A 20,633-nucleotide genomic window follows, 5' to 3' on the forward strand; every position below is an offset into this window, starting at 1 on the left:
CCCGCGCTCGACGGCCCGTTGCGTTGTCAGCAGTTGTCAGTATGACCCATTTTTGATCCCGTCATGCCCGCGCGTGTCGCGGGCATCCACGTCTTACTTCTCGCGATCGATCGACGAAGACGTGGATGGCCGGGCCATAGTCGAGCGGAAGCGACGCCGTTCTTCGAACGGCTATGCCCGGCCATGACGAACGCACAAGACCTGTCTACACTCTCCTTCAATTTCTCGAAGGTAATTCCAAGGACCCCCATGCCCGATATCAATCCCAAGGCCGGTCAGCCCGTCGAGCCTTCGATGCTCGCCAATATTCCACGGCTGGTGACGGCCTATTTCGCCGGCAAGCCGGATCCCAAAATCGCGACGCAGCGGGTGGCGTTCGGCACCTCGGGCCATCGCGGCTCGTCACTCAACGACGCCTTCAACGAGGCGCATATTCTGGCGATCAGCCAGGCGCTGTGCGATCACCGCTGCGAGAAAAACCTTTCCGGGCCGCTGTTCATCGGCATCGACACCCATGCGCTGGCCGAGCCGGCGCTGGCCAGTGCGCTGGAAGTGTTCGCCGCCAATGGCGTCGAGGTGATGATCGACCGGCATGACGGCTATACGCCGACGCCGGTGATCTCGCACGCCATCCTCACTTACAATAAGGGTCGAACCGAGGGCTTTGCCGACGGCGTCGTGGTCACGCCCTCGCACAATCCGCCGGAAGATGGCGGCTTTAAATATAACCCGCCGAATGGCGGCCCGGCCGACACCGACATCACCGGCGCGATCGAGCGTGCCGCCAACCGCTATCTCGAGACCGATCTCGATGGCGTCAAGCGGATTCCTTACGAGCGCGCGCGCAAAGCCTCATGCGTGCACCGCTACGATTACATCACGCCCTATGTCGCCGATCTCGCCAATGTGCTCGACATGGAGGCGATCCGCAGCGCAAGCGTCAAGATCGGCATCGACCCGCTCGGCGGCGCGGCGGTGCGCTACTGGGAGCCGATCATCGAGCGTTACGGTTTGAACGCGACGCTGATCCGCGACGAGGTCGATCCGACCTTCCGCTTCATGACGCTCGATTGGGACGGCAAGATCCGGATGGATTGCTCCTCGCCTTACGCGATGGCGCAACTGATCGGCATGCGCGACAAATTCGATATCGCCTTTGCCAACGACACCGACGCCGATCGCCACGGCATCGTCACCCGCTCCAACGGCCTGATGAATCCGAACCATTTTCTGGCGGCCTCGATCGCGTTCCTGTTCGAGCATCGCCCGCAATGGCGCAAGGACAGCGCGATTGGCAAAACGATCGTGTCGAGCGCGATTATCGACCGGGTCGCGGGCAAGATCGGCCGCAAGGTGGTCGAGACGCCGGTCGGGTTCAAATGGTTCGTCGATGGGCTGGTCGGCGGCGGCTTCAGCTTTGCCGGCGAGGAGAGCGCGGGCGCTTCGTTCCTGCGCAAGGACGGATCGGTGTGGACCACAGACAAGGACGGCCTGATCATGGGGCTGCTCGCCGCCGAGATCACCGCGCGGACCAAGCGCGACCCGAGCCAACTGTTCGATTCGCTGACCAAGGAGTTGGGTGTGCCGTTCTATGCGCGGATCGATGCGCCGGCGACGCCGCAACAGAAAAGCCTGTTCAAGACGCTGTCGGGCGAGAAACTCGCGATCAAGCAATTGGGCGGCGAACCCGTGCGTGCCACGCTCACAACGGCGCCGGGCAACGGGCAATCGTTCGGCGGCATCAAGGTCGTGGCAGACAACGGCTGGTTTGCGGCGCGGCCCTCGGGCACCGAGGACGTCTACAAGATCTATGCGGAGAGTTTTCGCAGCGAGGAACACCTGCGCCAGATCCAGGACGAGGCGCGAAGCGCCATCGCGCGCGCGTTCAGGCAGTAAGGCGTTGCTCTTACGCGGCCGACGACGGCGCTGGCGTCGGACTGACGATATCGAGATGAATCCCGCCGCAGCCGGTGCACCGCATGGTCCAGTATTCGGTGCCGGCACGCCCGCCGATCACACGCAGCACTTTAAGCTGGCCGTCGCAATCGGGGCAGCTGGACCGGACGGAGGCCGACGGGTTGGTTCTTGAGTCATACATGAGCAGACTTCCGCTTTTGCTCTGACGTCACCGATCGCCGGTTGAGGTAATTGATGCGGGTCTTGGCGTCGGCGATGGCCGCTTCCGCATCGGACCAGGCGAATCCGACCTCCAGCTCGGGAAACGATACGCCGTCGATGACGACGGGTTCAAAGTCCTCGCGCCTGATCCTGGCGTGCCAAAGCCCTTTGCCGGCTTCGAAAGCCTCAATTTGAAAACCGTCATGGGTCATGTCTGCCACGTCTCCGCTGATCCGAGACGCATCAGAAAACCATGCCTTGGTCCGAACACGTGTGAACTGGTTCACACTTTCGGGAGAAATTGGCCGGAATCCGCTCCGCAGCCTATATAAGCGCTGCACAAACGGGAGCGATTCGATGGTGGGAGAGGCGGCTGATTCGCTGGTCCTTGACCTGGTCGAGTGGATTGCCCGGGAACCGCGGCCTTATTCGGAGGTCATCGCGGCCTGGCGAACGTCATGCCCGCGGCTGACGATCTGGGAGGATGCGGTTGATTCCGGTTATGTCGTCCGCGCCACCGGCGCGATGGTCGTCGTCACCGAGGACGGCAGGCAATGGCTGCGCGCGCACGGCCGTTTGAGCTGAGTGGTTGAGGTCAGGACAATGAATATTTGGGGGTTGGCGCGGGCAGGGCGCTCGCGAGCGTTGTTGCGGCCATGGCGATGTTCGACATCGCGCCGGCGTTCGCCGCCGAGCCGGTCTACGATCCGCAAGTCGGCAGCCGCTGGATGGTCGAGACCGAGGCCCGTAGCGAAGAGGTGAGACCCGACGGAACGGCGACGTCCGTGATCAAGACGCGCGGCGAACTGACCATCGAGCAGAAGACGGCGGATGGATTTCGAATTTCGTATGTTCAGCGTGATGCCACCGTCGAGGGCAATGCGCGGAGTGTGCCGCTGAGCCGCGCCTACATGAAGGTGTTGGAGAATGTGGTGATCCGCGCCAGCACGAATCCGTCGGGCAAACCGTTGCGCATCGACAATCTCGATGAGGCAAAAGCGGCGATGCGTGGTGCGGCGAGCGGGCTTGTGGAGCAATTCGACCGCCGGCCCGCATCGCGCGCGCTGTTCGATCAATTGATGTCGCAACTGGTCGAGGTCGATGCCGGCGGCGCAGCGTCGGTTTACATCGATGCGCTCGCGGTGCTTGCGGTGGCGCAGAATACCGGGATGAAGCCCGGCGAATTCAGGCAAGTGACCAAGCCTGCGGAAAATCCGCTCGGCGGCGATGCGCTGAAATCGACCGAACGATTCGAACTGGTCGATGCCGATGCGGCGCGGCTCAAATTCGTCAACGTCACCTCCGTCGATGCCGCCTCGATGGACGAGTTCATGCAATCCTTTGCGAGGGGTTTGCTGGCGGCTTCCGGCGATAGCGTCACGCCGGATCGGGTGCGGCAGCTCGTCGGTTCGATGCTGTTCTCTTTCGACAAGCGCGCCGAATTCGAGGTCGAGGGCGGCATGACGCTGAAGGTCGCCGAGACTTCGAGGACGGTGTTTCGCGGCATGGAACAAAATCTGCTCCCGACCGATATGCGGACGATTACGGTGACGCCGGTGCCGTGAGCATTCGGTTTATACCGGGCCGCATCTCACCTCACATCGCTGCGATGGCCAAAGGCTGTCATTGACATGAGCCGGCCTTTGCGGTGAAGTAAATGCAGTTGCATCTTTTTCAAATGTTTCGGGAAGGAACGCCGCGATGATCGACCTGTATTATTGGACCACACCGAACGGTCACAAGATCACGATGTTCCTCGAAGAGACCGGGCTGAAGTACAAGATCTTCCCGATCAACATCGGCAAGGGCGATCAGTTCAAGCCGGAATTTCTGGCGATCGCACCGAACAACCGGATTCCGGCGCTGGTCGATCACGAACCCAAAGGTGGGACCAAGCCGATCTCGATCTTTGAATCCGGCGCGATGCTGCTCTATCTCGCCGAGAAGACCGGCCAGTTCCTGCATGCCGATCTCTACAGCCGCTATGACGTGATCCAGTGGACGTTCTGGCAGATGGGCGGGCTCGGACCGATGGCCGGACAGAACCATCACTTCCGCAACTATGCGCAGGACAAGATTCCATACGCGATCGACCGCTATGTGAACGAGACCAACCGTCTCTACGGCGTGCTCAACAAGCGTCTCGCGGATCGCGAGTTCATCGGCGGCCAATATTCGATCGCCGACATGGCCTGTTATCCCTGGGTCGTCCCTTACAAGAATCAGGGGCAGGACATCGAGCAGTTCCCGCATCTCAAGCGCTGGCTTGAGGCCATCGGCGAGCGGCCGGCGACGGTGCGCGCTTACGCGCTCGCCAAGGACGTCAATCCGAACTTCGGTCAGCCTGCGATCCGCACCGAGGAAGAGCGCAAGCTTCTGTTCGGGCAGACGGCGGCGGTTGTAAAATAACTTTTTAATAGCCGGTCACGACACGCAACTTTGCGTGCACTGTCGATGACAAGCCTGCCACGATCATCCAATATGGATCATCGCGGCAGGACGAGCGCGTTTGTCAGGTGTTTCGATCCTTGCAAGCCCATGTGTGACGACAGGAGACAAGAACTTGCGTGACGGAATTTCTGCGCTTCGCATCGGTGTGACCCTGGCCGTGCTCGTGACCGGCAACACTCTCGGCCTGTCTTTGGCTCTGGCTCAATCTGCTGTTCGTACTGACCCTCTGCTCAACAATGGACCGCCGGTATGGGACACCAATCACGACGGCATCTTCACCTGCGACGAGTGGAAGAAGTTCATGGAGCAGCTGTTCGTCTCGGCCGACAAAGGCCGCAAGGGTTTTCTCACCCCGCAGGAATTCGGAGTGATCAAGAAAGCCGATCCCAGTCTTGCCGAAGCCGACTTCGGCTATTTCGACGAGAACCAGGACGGCAAGATTTCGCGCAAGGAATTTGTCGAAAAGCCGAGCGTATTCATCCTGCGCTTCGACAGGAACGGCGACTGCCGCGTAACGCCGGATGAATTGAAGGCGGCGACTACCCCGCAACCGACGGGCGGGCCACAGGAACGGCCACGCGACCGGTTTCACTGAGACGGTGCGTAAAGGTGCGCACGAGCGTTGTCTGGCTTTTCCAGGTCATGCTTCAGGTGGCCTGCTGACGCATCAACCCTTGGCTTTGCGGAGCGGCGTGGACGCTGCTCCGGCAAGCGCTCTTTTTGGCTTGCGACCGGATGCTTGCGCATCGGAGCCTTTTGCGGCCGGTGTCCGCTGCGACAAGGGTGCGCCGCCAAATAGACCGGCGCTGTCTTCCTTCAGCGCGTGTTCGACGCATCCACGGATATGTGAAACCATGATCGATTGCGCACGCTTCCAGTCGCGGGCAAGCGCAGTCTCCAGCAACGCCTGATGCTCACGCGCGGCAATCTCTCCGCGGAATACAACGGCGATCATCTGATAGCGGAGATAGCGATCGTAGGCGGCTGCATGCGCGTCAAGCAGCACTTTGGACCCGCAGGCCGAGATGAGGGAATGGTGGAAGTCCCAGTCGCACTGCTTCCATAGTTCCTGGTCCTGGCGCTGCCCCGCCAGCATCCGCTTTTCCATGACGCCCAGCTTGTGGTGCGCCGAAACCACTCTTCCTTCCCAATCGAGATCGCCTGACGAGTAGGACTGCTCAAGCGCGTGGTTTTCGAGCAGCAGTCGCAACTCGGCAACCTGCCGGAAATCCTCGGCTGACACCGGCGCAACCTCGAAGCCGCGCTGGCCCTCGGCCACGATGAGGCTTTCGGCGCACATCCGGTTCAAAAGCTCGCGCAGGGTCGGGATGGACATCCCATAGCTCTCGCTGACGCGTTCAAGCCTCAGCTTTTGACCCGGCGCTAGAACGCCAAAAATAATGTCGGAGCGTATCCGGCGATACGCCGATTCTCCGATTGTCTCTGTGGTCTGGCTTTTCGTCAGCACGTTTAGCCTCTCATCCGCGTCAATCTAACACGTTCGAACCCTCGCCCGCACGGATCAATCCGTCGGAGTTGGGTAGTTGTCCAAGTGGTTGTCTAAGACTCCGGCAGCGTCCATGGCCGCCCGCCAGGCGAAGACCAAGGCAGGTCCGATCATCGTTCCCGGTCCGGGGTACGTTCCCTTGAAGATCGAGGCGGCATCGGCTCCCGCTGCGTATAATCCCTTGAGCGGCGCACCGCTCGATTGCAGGACGCGAGCACGGGAGTCCGTGCGCAGGCCCACAGCGCCCGCCAGGTCCGAGGGCCAGACCGCAACCGCGTAGTAGGGGCCGGTCTCGATTTTCCGCAGGCATGGGTTCGGCTTGTTCGTCGGATCGCCGTTGAAGCGGTTAAGTTCGCTCATTCCACGGCCGAACTCTTCGTCAACCCCGGTTTCGGCGTAGCCGTTGTAGCGCTCGATCGTTTGCGCCAGCGCTTCGCCGTCCACGCCGATCTTTTTGGCAAGGTCCGCAATCGTCCCGCCTTCCAACAAATAGCCGGCATCCATGAAACGACGCAGGTCGCGCGTTCCCGGATGAACGAGGCCGAGCCCGAAATCGGTGATGAAACTACGATCACAGACGAAAAAGCAGGGCACGCTGTTCGAACGAAGCATTTCCTGGACGACGTCGTGATACGAGTTGGCCTCGTTGACGAAGCGCCGGCCGTTGCCGCCGACGGCCAGCAGGCCCGGTTTGGCGCGATCCAGCATGATGTGCGGGAACACCGAGAGATGACCGTCGAACTGTTTCATCACCGAACTCGGCATCCATAGTGCTGGGCTGTACAATTTGCTGTCGATCTTTCCGCAGGCTTGCTCACCGGCGAGGAGGCCATCGCCGGTGTTGGTTTCGGGGGCAAGCGAGTAACGGCGGGTGTTTTCGGGCAGGAACCGCTCGCGAAGCTGCTCGCTCCAGCCGATCCCGCCGGTCGCCAGCACGATGCCCTTTCTGGCGCGCAGCGCGAGCGCGCCGGTTGGCGTGGTCAGGATGGCGCCCACGATCTCGTCACTGATTTTGACCAATTCCTGCAAGGCAGTCCCGTATCTAATGTCGACGGCCAATCGTCTGATGTCATAGAGCAACCGCGCCACCAGCGCGTTGCCCATGGTCAGGCGTGTGCCGCGCTTGAAGGTGAGCCGGTCCCCGGCTTGCCGGGCCAGCAGACCGAGCGTGTGCCTGAAGTTGCCCCACGAACCAAACGGCTTGAGCAAAGCCGGAATGTCGTTCTTGCCGACCATCATGCCGCCGAGGACCAGGAACTCGCGGCGTGGTGGCCGAACGCGGATGAAATCGTTGCCGAGCTTTCGTCCGTCGAACGGGACCACGCCAAGTGCACGTCCACCGATCGCTGCGCCCGGCAGATTTCGATAGTCCGGATGGACCGGTGGGGCTACGAAGACGACGCTGGTCTTGCGTTCGAGATAGTCGAGGACGGACGGTCCGGAGGACAAATAGGCCGACAGCCGTTCGTCCGATGCGTCATCGCCCAACATTCCCGTGAGGTAAATCCTGGCCGCGGCGACCGTATCCGGTACGCCGGCAGCTTTGCTCCGATGGCTGCCGGGAATCCAGACCGTGCCGGCGGACGTCGCCGTCGTTCCCCCGACCATGTCGGACTTTTCGCAGACCACGACTCGTAATCCTTCCAGCGTGCCGACAAGAGCCGCCGTCATTCCAGCCACGCCGGCGCCGATGATCAGGAGATCGGTCTCGCCGTCCCAGCTGCGATCGTCGGATAAAGGCATATGGCTCGCTCGATTTGCCGTCGAAGAACGTTTACAAAAATCCGATTGAAATCCAGGGCACAAACGCCACTAGCAAAAGCCCGATGATGAGCGCCAGAATATAACCGGCGATCGGTTTCAGCCCTTCGTCCGGGTGTACCTTGCTGATCGCGCAGGCTGCGTAGTAGCCGACGCCGAACGGCGGCGCGAACAGGCCTATGCCCATCGCCAGGATGATGACCATGGCGTAATGAACCTCGTGCACGCCGACCTGCTTGGCGATCGGAAAAAGAAGCGGGCCGAACAACACAATCGCGGGAATTCCTTCGAGCACGCTGCCGAGGACGATGAACGCAGCGATCGACACCAGGAGGAAGGTCGGCACACCACCGGGAAGTCCTGTCATGGCCCTGGCGAGATCGCGCGAGAAGCCGGACTGTGTCAGCGACCAGGCCATGCCGGTCGCGGCGCCGATGATGAGCAGGATCGCGCCTGAAAGTGCCGCGGTCTCGACGAGCATCGGGTAGATGCGTTTCCAGTCGAACTTCCGGTAGACGAAGAGACCGGCGAACGCCGCGTATGCGATGCCGATCGTCGACACCTCCGTTGCGGTCGCGACCCCTTCGATGACCGCGGCCCGGATGACGAACGGCAGCGCGATCGCGGGCAGGGCAACCAGAAAGGTACGGCCGATTTCGCGGGCGGAGGCCTGTGTCACGTGCGAAAGGCTTTCGCCGCGATTTCGACGCCAGACCACCACGCACAGGATCGCGCCGACGACCAGGCCAGGCAGCAAGCCTCCGGTGAAAAGAGACGCAATCGAGACGCCGGTGACGGAACCTACCGTGATCAGGACCAGGCTCGGTGGGATCGTCTCGGTCTGTGCGCCGGTCGCAGCCAGCAAGGCGACCAGTTCGCCGGGCTTCGAGCCTCTCGCCCTCATCTCGGGGAAGAGTGCCGGCGCGACTGCGGCCATGTCGGCCGCCTTTGAACCGGAAATGCCAGAGACGAGATACATCGCGCCGATCAGCACGTAAGAGAGGCCGCCGCGCACATGGGCGAGGAGACTTGCGAGAAAGTTGACCATGGCCCGCGCCATGCCGGTCATCTCGATCAGAAGCCCGAGGAAGACGAACAGGGGTACCGACAGCAGGATCAGGTGTGACATTCCTTCCTCGATCCGTCCCACCACAACCACGATGGGAGTCTCCGTGGTGAGCGCCTGATAGCCGAACGTGGCGAGGCCGAAGGCGAATGCGATCGGCAGGCCGGCGAAGACGAGGCAAGCCACGATGCCGACGAAGAAGATCAGGAGATTGAGGTTGCCGAGTTCTTCCAGCGTGGGCTGCAACAGGTAAAGCCCGCCAACGATAAGCGCGCTGGTGCCTACAGCGCCGACGATGTGGCGCCAGTTGCCGGCTTCGACCAGCCTGATCAGGCCGATTGCCGTCATGATAGCGAAGCCGACCGGCAGTGCCGCAGCAAGCCAGGCGTCCGAAATTTGCATCGCGGGTGTCGTGACAGCGACCTCGTCCGCCGCGAACTCATATGCCGAAGGCAGGATCAGCAGCAGGAACGTCAGGGCTGCCACCATCGCGATGACTTCCAGTACCCGTCGGGCGGGAGGTGAAAGCATCCCGACCACCGCCGTCATGCGCATATGCTCGGCGCGGTGCAAGGCAATGGCGGAGCCCAGCATCGCCAGCCAGAGGAAGAGGGTCGATGCCAGTTCGTCGGTCCAGATGATCGGATGATGAAATACATAGCGGGAAACGACGCCGCCAAGCAGCACCGCAATCTCGAGCAGGACAAGCACGGCGGTCGGCACGCCGATCGCTGTTCCGATCGCCCGGTCGAGTTTGCGCAGCAAACTTCGCGACGGTGCCACGATCAGATTCTGGGTTTCCATCCGACCGCTCCCCGTTTCGACGGCTGCCGTTGTCATCAACGGGGTCAGGCGAGTTTGCCGGAATACTTCTCCAGGACCAGCCAGGCATCGTCGCCGTATTTTTGCTTCCATTCCGTAAAGAAGCCGGCCTTGGTCAGCGCGTCCCGGAATGGCGCCTTGTCCGGACGATTGAAGACGAGTCCCTTGGCTTTGAGGCTGCCTTCGAGGTCGATATTGAGGCGCTCGGTCTCGGTCCGCTGCTTCATCGTCGCAGCTTCGAATGATTTGGTTATGAGCGCCAAATCTTCGGGAAGCAGGGACTTGATGCGCTTGCCGTTGGCGATGATCCAAAGTCCATCCCACATGTGCTCGGTGATGGAGCAATATTTCTGTACCTCGAAATATTTACCCGACTCGATGATGGTAAGTGGATTCTCCTGCCCGTCGACGATCTTGGTCTGCAGCGCCGAATAGAGCTCGTTGATGGTGATTGAGGTCGGCGATGAGCCGAGCGCGGTGAACAGCGAAACCCAGACCGGGCTCGGCGGCACGCGCATCTTCATGCCTTTGAGGTCCTCGACGGAGTTGATGGGCCGGTTGCTGGTTGTGATGTTGCGGTAGCCGCTGTCCAGAATTTTCGGAAAGGCATAGATGCCGACCTTGTCCAGACCGTCGCGGATGCTGGCGCCGAGTTCCCCGTCCATCGCTTGCCACACATGCGCGTAGTCGCTGAACGCGAACGCCATCCCGCTGATGCCGGCGATCGGCGAGACCACCTGCATCGAGATGCCGGAAGCCGTCATCATGTCGAGCGCGCCCGAGCGGACCTGCGTCAGCATTGCGGCATCCGAGCCGAGTTGTGCGCTCGGGAAGAACTGGATATCGATGCGTCCCTCGGATTGCCGACGTATCTCCGCACAAGCTTCTTCCATGGCCTTTGACGACGGATGGCTGTCGGCGAACTGCCCGCCGACCTTCAGGGTGACCTTCTTGCCTTGTGCGATCGAAGGGGCCGCCCAAAGTGCTGTTGCTGATCCGATCGAGACCGTGCCGAATTGCCGTCTGTTGAGAGCCATCTGCCCCTCCCGATTTTCAAAGGATTGGTGATTAACGCCTGATCAGGCTTTGCCGGCCTTCGCTAAATCGGCGAGGGCATCGATGGCGAGCACGTAACCGGTGGCGCCGAGGCCGGCGATCACACCGGTGACGCCGTGCGACATCAGCGACTTCTGATACATCGGCTCACGCTTGTGGATGTTGGTGATGTGAACCTCGACCTTCGGCCCGTCGAACATCTTCAGGGCGTCGAGCAGCGCGATCGAATGAAACGAAAATCCCGCGGGATTGATGGCAACGCCGAGCTTGGTGCCGCGTGCCTCGTGCAACCAGTCGATTAGTGTCGCTTCCGAGTTGGACTGCCGGAAATCGACCTCGAGCCCGTGCTTCTTGCCCTGCTCGACGCAGCGCTTTTTGATGTCTTCGAGCGTGTCGCGTCCGTAGATCTCGGGTTCGCGCACGCCGAGCAGATTCAAGTTGGGTCCGTTGAGGACCAGGATCGTTCCAGTCATCCAAATTTCCTCCAGTACGCATCGGTTGAGGCTTCGTATGGCGCTGATATGATCGTAATGTAAAATGAAAATCAACTGGTGTTTTGTATTATATTAGGTGATATTGTTCAGAGACCGGCGGGTCGTCGGCGCGCGCGACCTGCGGCCGCAGGTTCCGATAACGCAGCTTTCTTGGGGACCGGACATGTCGCTCTTGGGCAAAGCAGCCGTGGCTATGTGGTGGAGCGTTTCGCCCGAGCGACGTTCCGAGTTCGGTGATTGGCACTCACACGAACACTTTCCGGAGCGGATGAATATTCCCGGCTTTCGGCGGGGGTCGCGGTGGACGAGCACGCGCGATGCGGAAAGCTTCTTCGTTCTCTACGAACTGGAGCAGTACGACACCCTCACCTCGAAGGGATATCTCGATCGGCTCAATGCGCCGACGCCCTGGTCGACGAAGATGATGCCTCATCACCGCAACATGGTCCGCAGCCAGTGCCGGACCGCTGCCAGCTTCGGGGGTGGGGTTGCGACCTCGCTCGCGACGATCACGCTTTCTCCTGCAGATGGAAAGGAGGCGGAGTTGAGGACGGCATTGGTCCCGGCGCTCCGCGAACTGGCGTTGAAGCCAGGACTAACCGGTGCTCACCTCCTGATAACCGACACACCGAAAACCAGCGCGCCCACGACGGAGCAGCAGATTCGCGGATCTGACGCTGCCGCCGACTGGATCGTTCTGCTCTCGGGCTACGATCCCGACATTGTACAGGACGCCGCATCAGGCAGGTTTTCTGCTTCTGCGCTCCGCAGTATTGGCGCGGAGGAGACGGTCGTCATGGGATGGTACAGGCTCGCTTTTACGATGACGCCGTCGGACCTCGCCCTGGCGTAGGTAGCGGACGCCGGGCTCGTGGCTGGTTTATCCGGCGTTATTCCCGGCAACTGTCGAGGCTTCGTAAGGTCGTCGGCCGATCAACGATGTCCGTCAGCCCAGCGCCCCGGCGGCCTTTTCCAGCAAGGCCCACGCTTCCTCGCCGTATTTTGCTTTCCATTCCGCGTAGAAGCCGGCCTTCTTCAAGACCTCGCGGAATGGCGCCGGGTCGGTGTCGTTGAAGGTGATGCCTTTCTGCTGCAATGAGCCGGCCAGGTCATCGTTGAGTTTCGTCACCGCGTCGCGTTGCCTGATCGCGCTCTCGTTGAAGCCGGCTACGACCTTTGCCTTGATATCGTCGGGCACGCCGCGCCAGGTGCGATTGCTCGTCACGATCCACGATCCATCCCAGACGTGGTTGGTTCGCGAACAGAATTTCTGCACCTCGTAGAACTTGGACGTCTCGGCAACGACCAGCGGGTTTTCCTGCCCGTCGACCACACCGGTTTGCAGCGCCGTATAGACATCGGCAAGGTTGATGCTGGTCGGCGCGGCGCCGAGCGCCTTGAACAGCGACACATAGACCTGGCTGACCGGGACGCGAATCTTGAAACCTTCCAGATCAGACGGATCCCTGATCGGCTTCTTGCTGGTGGTGATCTGCCGAAAACCGTTGTTCCAGATTTTTTCGAAGGCGTAGAGCTCCGCCTTCTCAAAACCTTTGCGAATGATCGCGCCAAGCTCGCCATCCATTGCAGGCCACACGGTATCGGCATTCCTGAACGCAAAGCCCGTTCCATTGATGGCGGCGATCGGCACCAGCGTTGCGAAGATCAGTCCGCCGGTGGAAAAGAAATCGATCGCGCCGGAGCGCACCTGCGACAACAGATCCCTGTCGCCACCGAGTTGGCTGTTCGGGAAGACGCCGATATCGACCTTGCCGCCGGTGTCCTGCCTGATCCTGGCGGCGGCTTCGATCGCGAATGTATTGACGGGATGGGTGGCCGAGAAACCGTGGCCAAGTTTCCAGGAATAGTCGGCAGCGACCGCGCGCGAGATAAAAGGCGCCGCGAGGCCGACGCCGCCCAGGCCCGCAAGTACGGTTCGACGAGACAGGATCATGATTCCCTCCTCTCGGCCATCCGTTGATTGAATGGCCGAGACAGACGCCGCGGGTTCGATCGTCCGCTAATGGCGTCACCGCGTGCGGCCGATGCCCAGTTATTTCGGCATCGGGATGGCGATCGCCTTGTCCTTGGCGCGGTCGCCGACCCACAGGGTGTCGCCGGCGGGTTCGATCGCTGTTGGCCGGGTGAGGCCGTCGAGAATGGTGACGACGGTCGCCTGATCGCCATTGACGGTGACCATGCTGGCGCGGCCGTTCCGGTTCTCGGTCAGATAAAGTTTGCCGTTGGCGGCGCGCATGCCGTCCGGTCCCTTGATCGGCTTGTCGGGCCAGATCTGCACCGGCGGGCCGGCCTTGCCGGCCGCGTCCAGCGGAATGCGATAGAGATTGTTCGAGATCACGTTGTTGACGTAGAGCTCGTTGCCCAGAAAGGTTATGCCGTCGACGCCGTCGAGCGTGCGGTCCTCGATCAGCAATTCGGGCTCGGAAGCGCCGGGCTTGAGACGGAAAATCTTGCTGCCGAAGGTGTCGGCGATATAGAGCGCCTTGTCCGGCCCGACCACGAAATCGTTGCACAGGTTGATGTCGCCGGGGAGCGGCCAGCGTAGTTTCGGCGAACCACTGGTCAGATCGAAGCTGCGCAGGATCGAATGGCGGTTCTTGCCGGTGCCGATGATCTGGCAGGCCCACAGCGTGTTGGTCGGGCCGTCGGCCAGCACGCCGAGGAAGCTGACATTGCCCTCGGCGGCGCTGACGTCGATGAAGACCTTTGCTTCGGTGGCGCCCTTGGCGGCGCGGTAGATCACCGGCTTCGGGGCGCTGCCGAGGATCAGCGAACCGTCCGGCGCCTCAGTGACGCTCTCCGGATCCGAGCCGGGATCGGTGGTGACGACGAGCCCGGGCTCGGCGGCCTGCGTCGGCACGATCGTACCCAGGACAGCCAAAAAGACGGCCGACCCCAGGACGGCCAAACCGAAGACAGCCAAACCGAAGACAGCCGACGTCCTTGTGCATCCGTTTAACGGCATTTGTTGTTCTCTCCCCGTGCGGCCCGCTGGAATTGGATCACGGGCCCCTTCGCTTCAGATTGGCGATTTCGAATAGTTAAGCGGCAACTCGTGTTGAAACACAAGTTCTAGATCGGCGCGAAGACGGCCGACTCAAACCTTCGTGATGGGATTCGCGTAGAGTTATCCGAGAAGGCACGGACCCCGAGCAGCGATCTCAGGTATGCGCCGGCCAGTGCCGCTCGCGAAACCAGCCGCGATATCCCGACATCTTCGCGCGCTGCGCCTGCGGCGCATGACGCTTGCAGGTCGAAGCCTCTTCGCTGTTTTCGGCAGCAGCCCATCGAAGCTCGGCGCAGTCGTTCGGATTGTAGGCCATCTCGAAATCGGTTGCCCGATCGACCACGTCCTTGACCGACAGCGTCCAGGGCGAGCCGTCGCTGCGCGTATACGTCACTTTGCGCGAGGCAAGTTCGGAATTGAGCACGCTTTGCAACTCGTTCTTCATGTCGGCCACGCTCTTGCCTGGCGGGATCGCGTAACGATCCGAGCGGCGCGCGAAGCGATCGGGAAAGGTTCGCACCACATCGATGGCGATCAACAGACGAAGGTCGCGTGCCGGCGTTGAGTAGTCCTCCCAGGCCCCCGTCGTCTCGAAGATCGAAGCACCATCCGGCATCGAGGTGTCGCCGGCTGTTTTGGCCTGATATTTTCGTCCGTTCTCCACCGCCGTGACGCGGGTCTTGATCTGCTCGCTGAGGCTCGTGATCGCGTCCGACATCGCCCGGCCAGGATCGAGCGGCTCGGGCGACATGACGTCGTCCATGCGGTCGTAGAAATCCTCGGCCGTCATTTGCGATTGCTCGGGCGAGAAATCGGCGTATTGCGAATTCTTGCCGATTTCGGCGTTGCTCAGCCGCCGCAATGGGCCACCATTCTCGCGCAGGATCGGGCGGAAATGCTTGAAGCCGGGCGTGCCGAGCGCAGGTTCGTGCACGAACAGGAAATTGCCGCGCCAGAACCGCTTGCGCGTGATCGATCCGTCGGGTTCCGCGTCGACGGCGAGGAATACACCGGGCGTGCCGTTCACCTCCGGCACGCGGCGCACCAGCATCAGGACGTGGCCGTAGGGGTCGGCGTACACCGTGCCCGGGCGCAGCGTCTCTTTCGTCAGCGGCACGATGTAGAAATCGGCGTTGTCGTCGCCGGCACGCACGGCGCCGGTATGCACGACATCGCCGACGTCACGCAGATATTCGCCGAAATTGGTCGGACGCTTCGGCTTTGGCGGCGGCGCCTTCGCAGGCGGCGTTGTAGCGGCGGGCACGTCAGTCGGCGGCTCGGAGGATTGGCCGAACAACCGCAGCAAGCTCGGCGTCTGCGACGGTGCAGGGGCGGGTGGGGCATCCGCTGCCGGCACTCCTGCATCCTGTTCGGGCGGCGGAGGCGGACGCGTGACCTCGGGATGTTCGACGTCGAACCATTGGTAGCATTTCGGCGGCTTGCCGCCGAAACCGCGCGAGCAATTCGAATAGCCGAACGGCAGCCCCATCTTGAAGGCGAAATAAGCGCGCAGGAAATAGACAAAGTCGGCGCAGTCCGGTCTGAGCCCGGTTTGCGTCGTGTCTTCGTTGCGGCCGAGATAATTGTGCAGAAAATTACGCGAGGGATCGCGCAGCACCTCGTACCAGACCTTCCAGTTCAGGTCCTGATCGGGCGGCGCGTCGAACAGCTTCTCGATCCATGCCGAAAACAAGGCTTCGTTGGTGCTGTTCCAGTTATTGCGCGTCTGCCAGATGCTGCCCGCCGGAATTTTGAAAGGCTCCGGCTTGCGGGCGCCCACAGTGATGTCGCGGGTGACCTGGTTGCACTCCGCTGATGTGCGTTCCAGCGTCGCATGCCAGGTGCCGGCCGCCGGTGCCGCGACCTCGGCGAACCAGGAATAGGGCGGACCTTCGTGCCGGCCGGATGATTTGACGGCGACCTTTCCGTCGGGCGCGATCAGCGACAGGCTGGCCTCGACCGGTTTTTCGGCGATGACGACGACGCGCAGCGGCGCGCCGGTCCAGGGCGCGAATGGCGCTGGCAAGACGGTGACCTCGCCGCAGGCGTCGGGCGCCGCGAGAGCCGGGGATATCTGGAAAAACCCGGCTGCGATCAGCGAGAACGCCGTGGCAGCGGCGGCAAAGCAGCGCCCAGGAAGCATTCGGATATAAACCTTGCTAAAGTGCCTTGGAACCGACCAGTGGTCCGATTCTAACATTCGCATGCCGTTGCAGCGAACACTTTTGCGAATGTTAGAATCAAAGGACCACTGGCGGATAGCGGATTCTAGTGGAGTTTTGGATTTGACATTCGCTTCGGCGCTCGTGGTTATTCCGTTAGCGAATGTCAAATCCACTCCACTAGTGGCCGGATCACAGGATAGCCAATCGGAAGGGACGAGTCATTGCGAGCCTTGAGGGCTGGGTTGGAAACCCGCTTCGGTCGGTTTGACATCTTGGGAGGGTCGGCGGGTTTTTTCGTCCTGATCGCCTGTCTGTGCCTGCGGTCGGTGCTCGGGGTTCCCGCCGCCAACGCCGCATCGATGCAGCCCGTGGCCGCCGAAAAGGCCATGGTTGTCACCGCCCAGCATCTTGCGACAGAGGTTGGAGTCAACGTTCTCAAGCGTGGCGGCAGCGCGATCGATGCGGCGGTCGCGGTGGGGTATGCGCTCGCGGTGGTCTATCCGGCCGCCGGCAATCTCGGCGGCGGCGGCTTCATGACGATCCGGTTTGCCGATGGACGGAAGACGTTCCTCGATTTTCGCGAGACGGCGCCGCGGGCCGCGAAGCCGGACATGTACCTCGACAAGGACGGGAACGTCGTCAACGGCCTGAGCACGATTGGCTGGCTGGCGGTTGGCGTACCCGGCACCGTGTCAGGTCTGGAGTATGCGCGAGGTAAATACGGCACGATGACGCGCGGCGCATTGATCGGGCCGGCAATAGAACTCGCCGAAGACGGATTCATCCTGGATCAGGGCGATGTCGACATGCTCGCTTCTGCGACCGACGACTTCAAAAGATTTCCGTCAACCGGCGACATCTTTCTCCACAAGGGACAAGCCTTTGTGGCCGGCGAGAGGCTGGTGCAGCGCGACCTCGCCAATACACTGCGCTTGATCCGGGCGCAGGGCACAAGCGGCTTCTATCGCGGCAAGGCCGCTTCAGCCATCGTCAAGGCGAGCCAGGCCGGCGGTGGCATCATCGACCTGGAAGATCTGAAGAGCTACCGGACGCGCGAACGGGCCCCCATTGAGTGCGATTACCGCGGCTATCACGTGATCTCGGCGCCGCTGCCGAGCTCCGGTGGCGTCGCGATCTGTGAGATGCTGAACATCCTGGAAGGATACCCGCTTCGCCAGTTCGGCTGGGGATCGGCGCAAGCGCTGCACTACGAGATCGAGGCGATGCGTCGCGCTTTTGTCGATCGCAACACGCTTCTGGGTGATCCCAACTTTGTCAGTAATCCGGTCGAGCGGCTGATCGACAAGAATTACGCCGTCAAAATCCGGGATTCGATCAAGCCCGACAAGGCCGGGGTCTCCAGCGAACTCGGCAAGGACGACGTCGCGTCTCACGAAGGCAGCAACACCACCCACTTCTCGATCGTCGACGTCGCCGGCAACGCCGTCTCGTTGACCTATACGCTGAACGACTGGTTCGGCGCGCGGGTCGTCGCGTCGGGCAGCGGCGTCTTGATGAACGACGAGATGGACGACTTCACCGCAGATCCGGGCCGGGTCAATGTTTACGGAGTTAGGCAAAGCGAGGCGAATGCGATCGCGCCGGGCAAGATACCTCTGAGCTCGATGAGCCCCACGATCATCACCAAAGACGGCAAGCCGGTGCTCGTTCTCGGCACGCCAGGCGGCAGACGCATCATCACGACGGTGTTGCAAACCATCCTGAACGCGGTCGATTTTCAGATGAACATTCAGGAGGCCGTCGATGCCCCGCGCATCCACCATCAGTGGCTGCCGGATGTGACGAACGTGGAGCCGTATGGTCTTTCGCCGGACACCCGCAAAATGCTGGAAGCAATGGGATACCGTTTCGATGATTCGCTGCCCGCCAACCACGTCGCCGCGATCATGGTCGGTGCACCCAGTCTTGAAGGAAAGGCGATCGGCCGGAACAGGTTCTACGGGGCGAACGATCCTCGTCGCGGCACCGGATTGGCGCTAGGCTACTAGTGTCCCGATTCCGAAGTTCGTCGCGTTTTGCGGAGCCAGATTTCGAACTTCGAATTGAAAGCACACTAGCAAACCTATTGATATAGTTTGGCTTTGGTTCAGAAGTCCGCATGACGAACCTGCGGCGGCAATGATGCTCAACCGCTACACTAGTTATTTGGTCATAAACGGCCTTTCCAGCCCGTTTTGCCGGGCCCGCGGGTGGCCACGGCGTCCACAGGCTGATGGGATACCCCAAAGGGCGCACTACCAATCGTCTCGATTATGCCTTACTTTTGGGCTCCAAATACGTTAGTTTATAGTGCGTTAACGACTGCTCGACTAATCCTTGGGGGATTTGGTGCGACCTCGTCGAGTTGGAAATGGGGGCTCGATGGCGCTCAACGCCGCGAAAGCCAGCAGACCGTCACGGCGTTCGAGACGGCCCAAGAGAGCCTTGCTTGCCTTCGCGGCAATCGGGTGTTCGCTGGTTGTTGCCGCTTGGATAACCAATTCCACGCTGCCCACGCTCGCTTCCGCAGCCCTGCCGGGAAATGCGACTTCGTTTGAAGATCGTTTCCTGACGCCGCTGCCTGCCAGCAGCGCGGCGTTGGGGCAACTGAAACGTTCCGCGATCGCCGCCGTACAGTCGGAGTTTACGACCGCCAAGGAGGCGCTTGAATCGAGGTGGCTGCCTCAGGATTTCCGCCCCGCTGTTACCGCCGAGGAAGAGCCTCGCGTCGCCGTCACCGCAACCAAGCCGACAGCGACAGACGGAGTTCCACTCCCGAGATCCCGTCCTGCGGCGGCGGACCAGCTAGCGCAAGCAAGCCAGGTCATGGCCTTGGCATCGGCAATACCAACAACATTACCGACGATGACATCAACCGACAGCTCGCCGCCTCGGCCGGCCGAGCGCTCGGCGATGCAGAAGTTCTCGGATATGTTGAAGACCCGCGTGACACTGGCGTCGCTGGGGCTTGGCAAGGCGCCGGACTTGGCTGCGCTCGGCTATGACAATGAGACCGCCGTCTATGACCTCGCGGCGCACGCCGTTTACCTGCCGAACGGGACGGTGCTCGAGGCGCATTCAGGCATGGGCAGTCTGCGCGACGATCTGGACCATGTCTCGGTGCCGAACTACGGCGCGACGCCCCCTGCCGTCTATTCGTTGAAGCCGCGCGAGAAGGATTTTCACGGGGTCGCCGCGATTCGCATGACCCCGGTCGAAGGCAGCGATATCTTCGGGCGTTCAGGGCTACTCGTGCACAGCTACATGCTCGGTCCCAACGGCGATTCTAACGGCTGCATCTCGGTCAGGGACTATGACCGGTTTCTCAAGGCCTTTAACGACGGTCAGTTCAGCCACATTGCGGTCGTCACCAGCGTGAAGGCCATGATACTGGCCCAGCAGAACGCCGACTGATCCGCTAGCGGTTGGCCAATCGGCCAGAGCAAAAATCTCAATTCGATTGTGCTGACGGCGCCGGCGGGCGCTTGGTTTGCTTGGTCTTTTTCGACCGCGTGCCCGGTGGCGTATCCACCGCCGCCAGATACGAGGACAGCTCCCAGGCCTCACTCTTGCTCGCCGTGTAATGATCCTGCAGGAACAGGAAAAGGGTGGGTCTGAAGCGGCCCTTCGCCAGTCCATTGGCGCTGCGATGGCAATTCACGCAGGTATCCGCAAACAACCGCTGGGCCGATTTCCCTTCGTCGATGTTCTGGGCCAGCGCCGCAGGGCCGAGCAACGCGCACACAGCTCCGAGGACGATCAGACAGCGGCCAAGTTTTGGTTGCTGCAAAAGCTTCGATGAAAGTTGCATGTAACGGTCGTCCTCAAGCCCCTGAAGGAAAATGTCAGGCATCTTGTACAATGCCGGCACCTTCCGATGTCCTTAGCCTCAAGAGCCTTATGGCCGAAGAGCGTCAAAAAGGCGACGGCAATTTAAAGGACAGAAGAATCATATGCTGACGGTGAATAGATATCAGAGTCGGGCCTGCGCAGCCGCCTTGCGCAGGCATTCGCGGCAGAGGCAATCTCCGCCATCGAGCGGCATCGGCAGCCGCACGTCTTCTTCCGCGCACCAGCATGGTCCTGACAACGCGCAGGCGAATTCCGTTCCGCAGCCGGAACAGATGACGCGGCGGACAGGCTGGATTTCTAAACGATTTGTCAT

Annotated in this window: 20 protein-coding genes; 8 read left to right on the top strand and 12 right to left on the bottom strand. The window is 61.3% G+C overall.

Annotated features, from left to right (window positions below):
- Nucleotides 1-249: 249 nt before the first annotated feature.
- Nucleotides 250-1,896 carry a phosphoglucomutase (alpha-D-glucose-1,6-bisphosphate-dependent) gene (gene pgm / locus ABSE61_RS09225; protein ID WP_423870770.1) on the top strand — a complete coding sequence of 549 codons (1,647 nt, stop codon included), beginning with the start codon at nucleotides 250-252 and terminating at the stop codon, nucleotides 1,894-1,896.
- 10 nt (nucleotides 1,897-1,906) lie between these two features.
- Here the strand turns inward: pgm and ABSE61_RS09230 are convergent, their stop codons facing one another.
- A complete protein-coding gene (locus tag ABSE61_RS09230) occupies nucleotides 1,907-2,098 on the bottom strand; it encodes a hypothetical protein (RefSeq protein WP_423870771.1) in 192 nt (63 codons plus the stop codon).
- Nucleotides 2,091-2,330 carry a hypothetical protein gene (locus tag ABSE61_RS09235; RefSeq protein ID WP_423870772.1) on the bottom strand — a complete coding sequence of 80 codons (240 nt, stop codon included), beginning with the start codon at nucleotides 2,328-2,330 and terminating at the stop codon, nucleotides 2,091-2,093. The genes ABSE61_RS09230 and ABSE61_RS09235 overlap by 8 nt, the downstream gene beginning before the upstream one ends.
- A gap of 148 nt (nucleotides 2,331-2,478) precedes the next feature.
- Between ABSE61_RS09235 and ABSE61_RS09240 the strand changes: the two genes are divergently transcribed.
- The 4 genes from ABSE61_RS09240 to ABSE61_RS09255 all read left to right on the top strand — a co-directional run bounded on the left by ABSE61_RS09240 (nucleotide 2,479) and on the right by ABSE61_RS09255 (nucleotide 5,164).
- A complete protein-coding gene (locus ABSE61_RS09240; RefSeq protein ID WP_423870884.1) occupies nucleotides 2,479-2,703 on the top strand; it encodes a hypothetical protein in 225 nt (74 codons plus the stop codon).
- 26 nt (nucleotides 2,704-2,729) lie between these two features.
- A complete protein-coding gene (locus tag ABSE61_RS09245; protein WP_423870773.1) occupies nucleotides 2,730-3,683 on the top strand; it encodes a hypothetical protein in 954 nt (317 codons plus the stop codon).
- Between the two features lie 136 nt (nucleotides 3,684-3,819).
- Nucleotides 3,820-4,527 carry a glutathione S-transferase N-terminal domain-containing protein gene (locus ABSE61_RS09250; protein WP_423870774.1) on the top strand — a complete coding sequence of 236 codons (708 nt, stop codon included), beginning with the start codon at nucleotides 3,820-3,822 and terminating at the stop codon, nucleotides 4,525-4,527.
- A 154-nt stretch (nucleotides 4,528-4,681) separates the two neighbouring features.
- On the top strand, nucleotides 4,682-5,164 hold the full coding sequence (locus ABSE61_RS09255) for an EF-hand domain-containing protein (RefSeq protein WP_423870775.1): 483 nt from the start codon (nucleotides 4,682-4,684) through the stop codon (nucleotides 5,162-5,164).
- 72 nt (nucleotides 5,165-5,236) lie between these two features.
- Here ABSE61_RS09255 and ABSE61_RS09260 read toward each other — a convergent pair whose 3' ends face one another.
- From ABSE61_RS09260 to ABSE61_RS09280, 5 genes are read right to left on the bottom strand one after another with little or no spacing between them, the layout of a single operon-like run.
- Entirely contained in the window at nucleotides 5,237-6,034 is a 798-nt protein-coding gene (locus ABSE61_RS09260) for a GntR family transcriptional regulator (protein ID WP_423870885.1), read from the bottom strand.
- 57 nt (nucleotides 6,035-6,091) lie between these two features.
- Nucleotides 6,092-7,819 carry an FAD-dependent oxidoreductase gene (locus ABSE61_RS09265; protein WP_423870776.1) on the bottom strand — a complete coding sequence of 576 codons (1,728 nt, stop codon included), beginning with the start codon at nucleotides 7,817-7,819 and terminating at the stop codon, nucleotides 6,092-6,094.
- Between the two features lie 31 nt (nucleotides 7,820-7,850).
- Nucleotides 7,851-9,707 (bottom strand): TRAP transporter large permease, encoded by a 1,857-nt coding sequence (locus ABSE61_RS09270; RefSeq protein ID WP_423870777.1) that lies wholly within the window; start codon nucleotides 9,705-9,707, stop codon nucleotides 7,851-7,853.
- A gap of 44 nt (nucleotides 9,708-9,751) precedes the next feature.
- Nucleotides 9,752-10,762: a TRAP transporter substrate-binding protein gene (locus ABSE61_RS09275; RefSeq protein ID WP_423870778.1), complete on the bottom strand. Its 1,011-nt coding sequence runs from the start codon at nucleotides 10,760-10,762 to the stop codon at nucleotides 9,752-9,754.
- Nucleotides 10,763-10,804: 42 nt separating this feature from the next.
- Nucleotides 10,805-11,254 (bottom strand): type II 3-dehydroquinate dehydratase, encoded by a 450-nt coding sequence (locus ABSE61_RS09280; protein ID WP_423870779.1) that lies wholly within the window; start codon nucleotides 11,252-11,254, stop codon nucleotides 10,805-10,807.
- A gap of 184 nt (nucleotides 11,255-11,438) precedes the next feature.
- On the opposite strand from ABSE61_RS09280, the gene ABSE61_RS09285 reads away from it, so the two are divergent.
- Entirely contained in the window at nucleotides 11,439-12,128 is a 690-nt protein-coding gene (locus ABSE61_RS09285; protein WP_423870780.1) for a hypothetical protein, read from the top strand.
- Between the two features lie 93 nt (nucleotides 12,129-12,221).
- Here the strand turns inward: ABSE61_RS09285 and ABSE61_RS09290 are convergent, their stop codons facing one another.
- The 3 genes from ABSE61_RS09290 to ABSE61_RS09300 all read right to left on the bottom strand — a co-directional run bounded on the left by ABSE61_RS09290 (nucleotide 12,222) and on the right by ABSE61_RS09300 (nucleotide 16,446).
- Nucleotides 12,222-13,229 carry a TRAP transporter substrate-binding protein gene (locus ABSE61_RS09290; RefSeq protein ID WP_423870781.1) on the bottom strand — a complete coding sequence of 336 codons (1,008 nt, stop codon included), beginning with the start codon at nucleotides 13,227-13,229 and terminating at the stop codon, nucleotides 12,222-12,224.
- A gap of 99 nt (nucleotides 13,230-13,328) precedes the next feature.
- A complete protein-coding gene (locus ABSE61_RS09295) occupies nucleotides 13,329-14,156 on the bottom strand; it encodes an SMP-30/gluconolactonase/LRE family protein (RefSeq protein ID WP_423870782.1) in 828 nt (275 codons plus the stop codon).
- A 301-nt stretch (nucleotides 14,157-14,457) separates the two neighbouring features.
- Nucleotides 14,458-16,446, bottom strand: coding sequence for a hypothetical protein (locus tag ABSE61_RS09300; protein WP_423870783.1), 1,989 nt, complete (start codon nucleotides 16,444-16,446; stop codon nucleotides 14,458-14,460).
- Between the two features lie 381 nt (nucleotides 16,447-16,827).
- Here ABSE61_RS09300 and ggt point away from each other — a divergent pair, with 381 nt between their 5' ends.
- Complete coding sequence (ggt, locus tag ABSE61_RS09305) at nucleotides 16,828-18,477, top strand: gamma-glutamyltransferase (protein ID WP_423870886.1); 1,650 nt, start codon at nucleotides 16,828-16,830, stop codon at nucleotides 18,475-18,477.
- Nucleotides 18,478-18,913: 436 nt separating this feature from the next.
- Nucleotides 18,914-19,882: a DUF2778 domain-containing protein gene (locus tag ABSE61_RS09310; RefSeq protein WP_423870784.1), complete on the top strand. Its 969-nt coding sequence runs from the start codon at nucleotides 18,914-18,916 to the stop codon at nucleotides 19,880-19,882.
- Between the two features lie 37 nt (nucleotides 19,883-19,919).
- Here the strand turns inward: ABSE61_RS09310 and ABSE61_RS09315 are convergent, their stop codons facing one another.
- Nucleotides 19,920-20,321 (bottom strand): c-type cytochrome, encoded by a 402-nt coding sequence (locus ABSE61_RS09315; protein WP_423870785.1) that lies wholly within the window; start codon nucleotides 20,319-20,321, stop codon nucleotides 19,920-19,922.
- A 120-nt stretch (nucleotides 20,322-20,441) separates the two neighbouring features.
- A complete protein-coding gene (locus ABSE61_RS09320) occupies nucleotides 20,442-20,633 on the bottom strand; it encodes a cysteine-rich CWC family protein (protein WP_423870786.1) in 192 nt (63 codons plus the stop codon).

Origin of the sequence: Bradyrhizobium sp. (assembly GCF_049519115.1) — a bacterium.
Lineage (GTDB): Bacteria > Pseudomonadota > Alphaproteobacteria > Rhizobiales > Xanthobacteraceae > Bradyrhizobium.

Excerpts from the sequence above, each read along its gene's own strand:
- pgm (WP_423870770.1), top strand. The coding sequence starts at position 250 with ATGCCCGATATCAATCCCAAGGCCGGTCAGCCCGTCGAGCCTTCGATG.
- ABSE61_RS09230 (WP_423870771.1), bottom strand. The coding sequence starts at position 2,098 with ATGTATGACTCAAGAACCAACCCGTCGGCCTCCGTCCGGTCCAGCTGC.
- ABSE61_RS09235 (WP_423870772.1), bottom strand. The coding sequence starts at position 2,330 with ATGACCCATGACGGTTTTCAAATTGAGGCTTTCGAAGCCGGCAAAGGG.
- ABSE61_RS09250 (WP_423870774.1), top strand. The coding sequence starts at position 3,820 with ATGATCGACCTGTATTATTGGACCACACCGAACGGTCACAAGATCACG.
- ABSE61_RS09265 (WP_423870776.1), bottom strand. The coding sequence starts at position 7,819 with ATGCCTTTATCCGACGATCGCAGCTGGGACGGCGAGACCGATCTCCTG.
- ABSE61_RS09270 (WP_423870777.1), bottom strand. The coding sequence starts at position 9,707 with ATGGAAACCCAGAATCTGATCGTGGCACCGTCGCGAAGTTTGCTGCGC.
- ABSE61_RS09275 (WP_423870778.1), bottom strand. The coding sequence starts at position 10,762 with ATGGCTCTCAACAGACGGCAATTCGGCACGGTCTCGATCGGATCAGCA.
- ABSE61_RS09280 (WP_423870779.1), bottom strand. The coding sequence starts at position 11,254 with ATGACTGGAACGATCCTGGTCCTCAACGGACCCAACTTGAATCTGCTC.
- ABSE61_RS09285 (WP_423870780.1), top strand. The coding sequence starts at position 11,439 with ATGTCGCTCTTGGGCAAAGCAGCCGTGGCTATGTGGTGGAGCGTTTCG.
- ABSE61_RS09290 (WP_423870781.1), bottom strand. The coding sequence starts at position 13,229 with ATGATCCTGTCTCGTCGAACCGTACTTGCGGGCCTGGGCGGCGTCGGC.
- ABSE61_RS09300 (WP_423870783.1), bottom strand. The coding sequence starts at position 16,446 with ATGCTTCCTGGGCGCTGCTTTGCCGCCGCTGCCACGGCGTTCTCGCTG.
- ggt (WP_423870886.1), top strand. The coding sequence starts at position 16,828 with ATGCAGCCCGTGGCCGCCGAAAAGGCCATGGTTGTCACCGCCCAGCAT.
- ABSE61_RS09315 (WP_423870785.1), bottom strand. The coding sequence starts at position 20,321 with ATGCCTGACATTTTCCTTCAGGGGCTTGAGGACGACCGTTACATGCAA.
- ABSE61_RS09320 (WP_423870786.1), bottom strand. The coding sequence starts at position 20,633 with ATGACAAATCGTTTAGAAATCCAGCCTGTCCGCCGCGTCATCTGTTCC.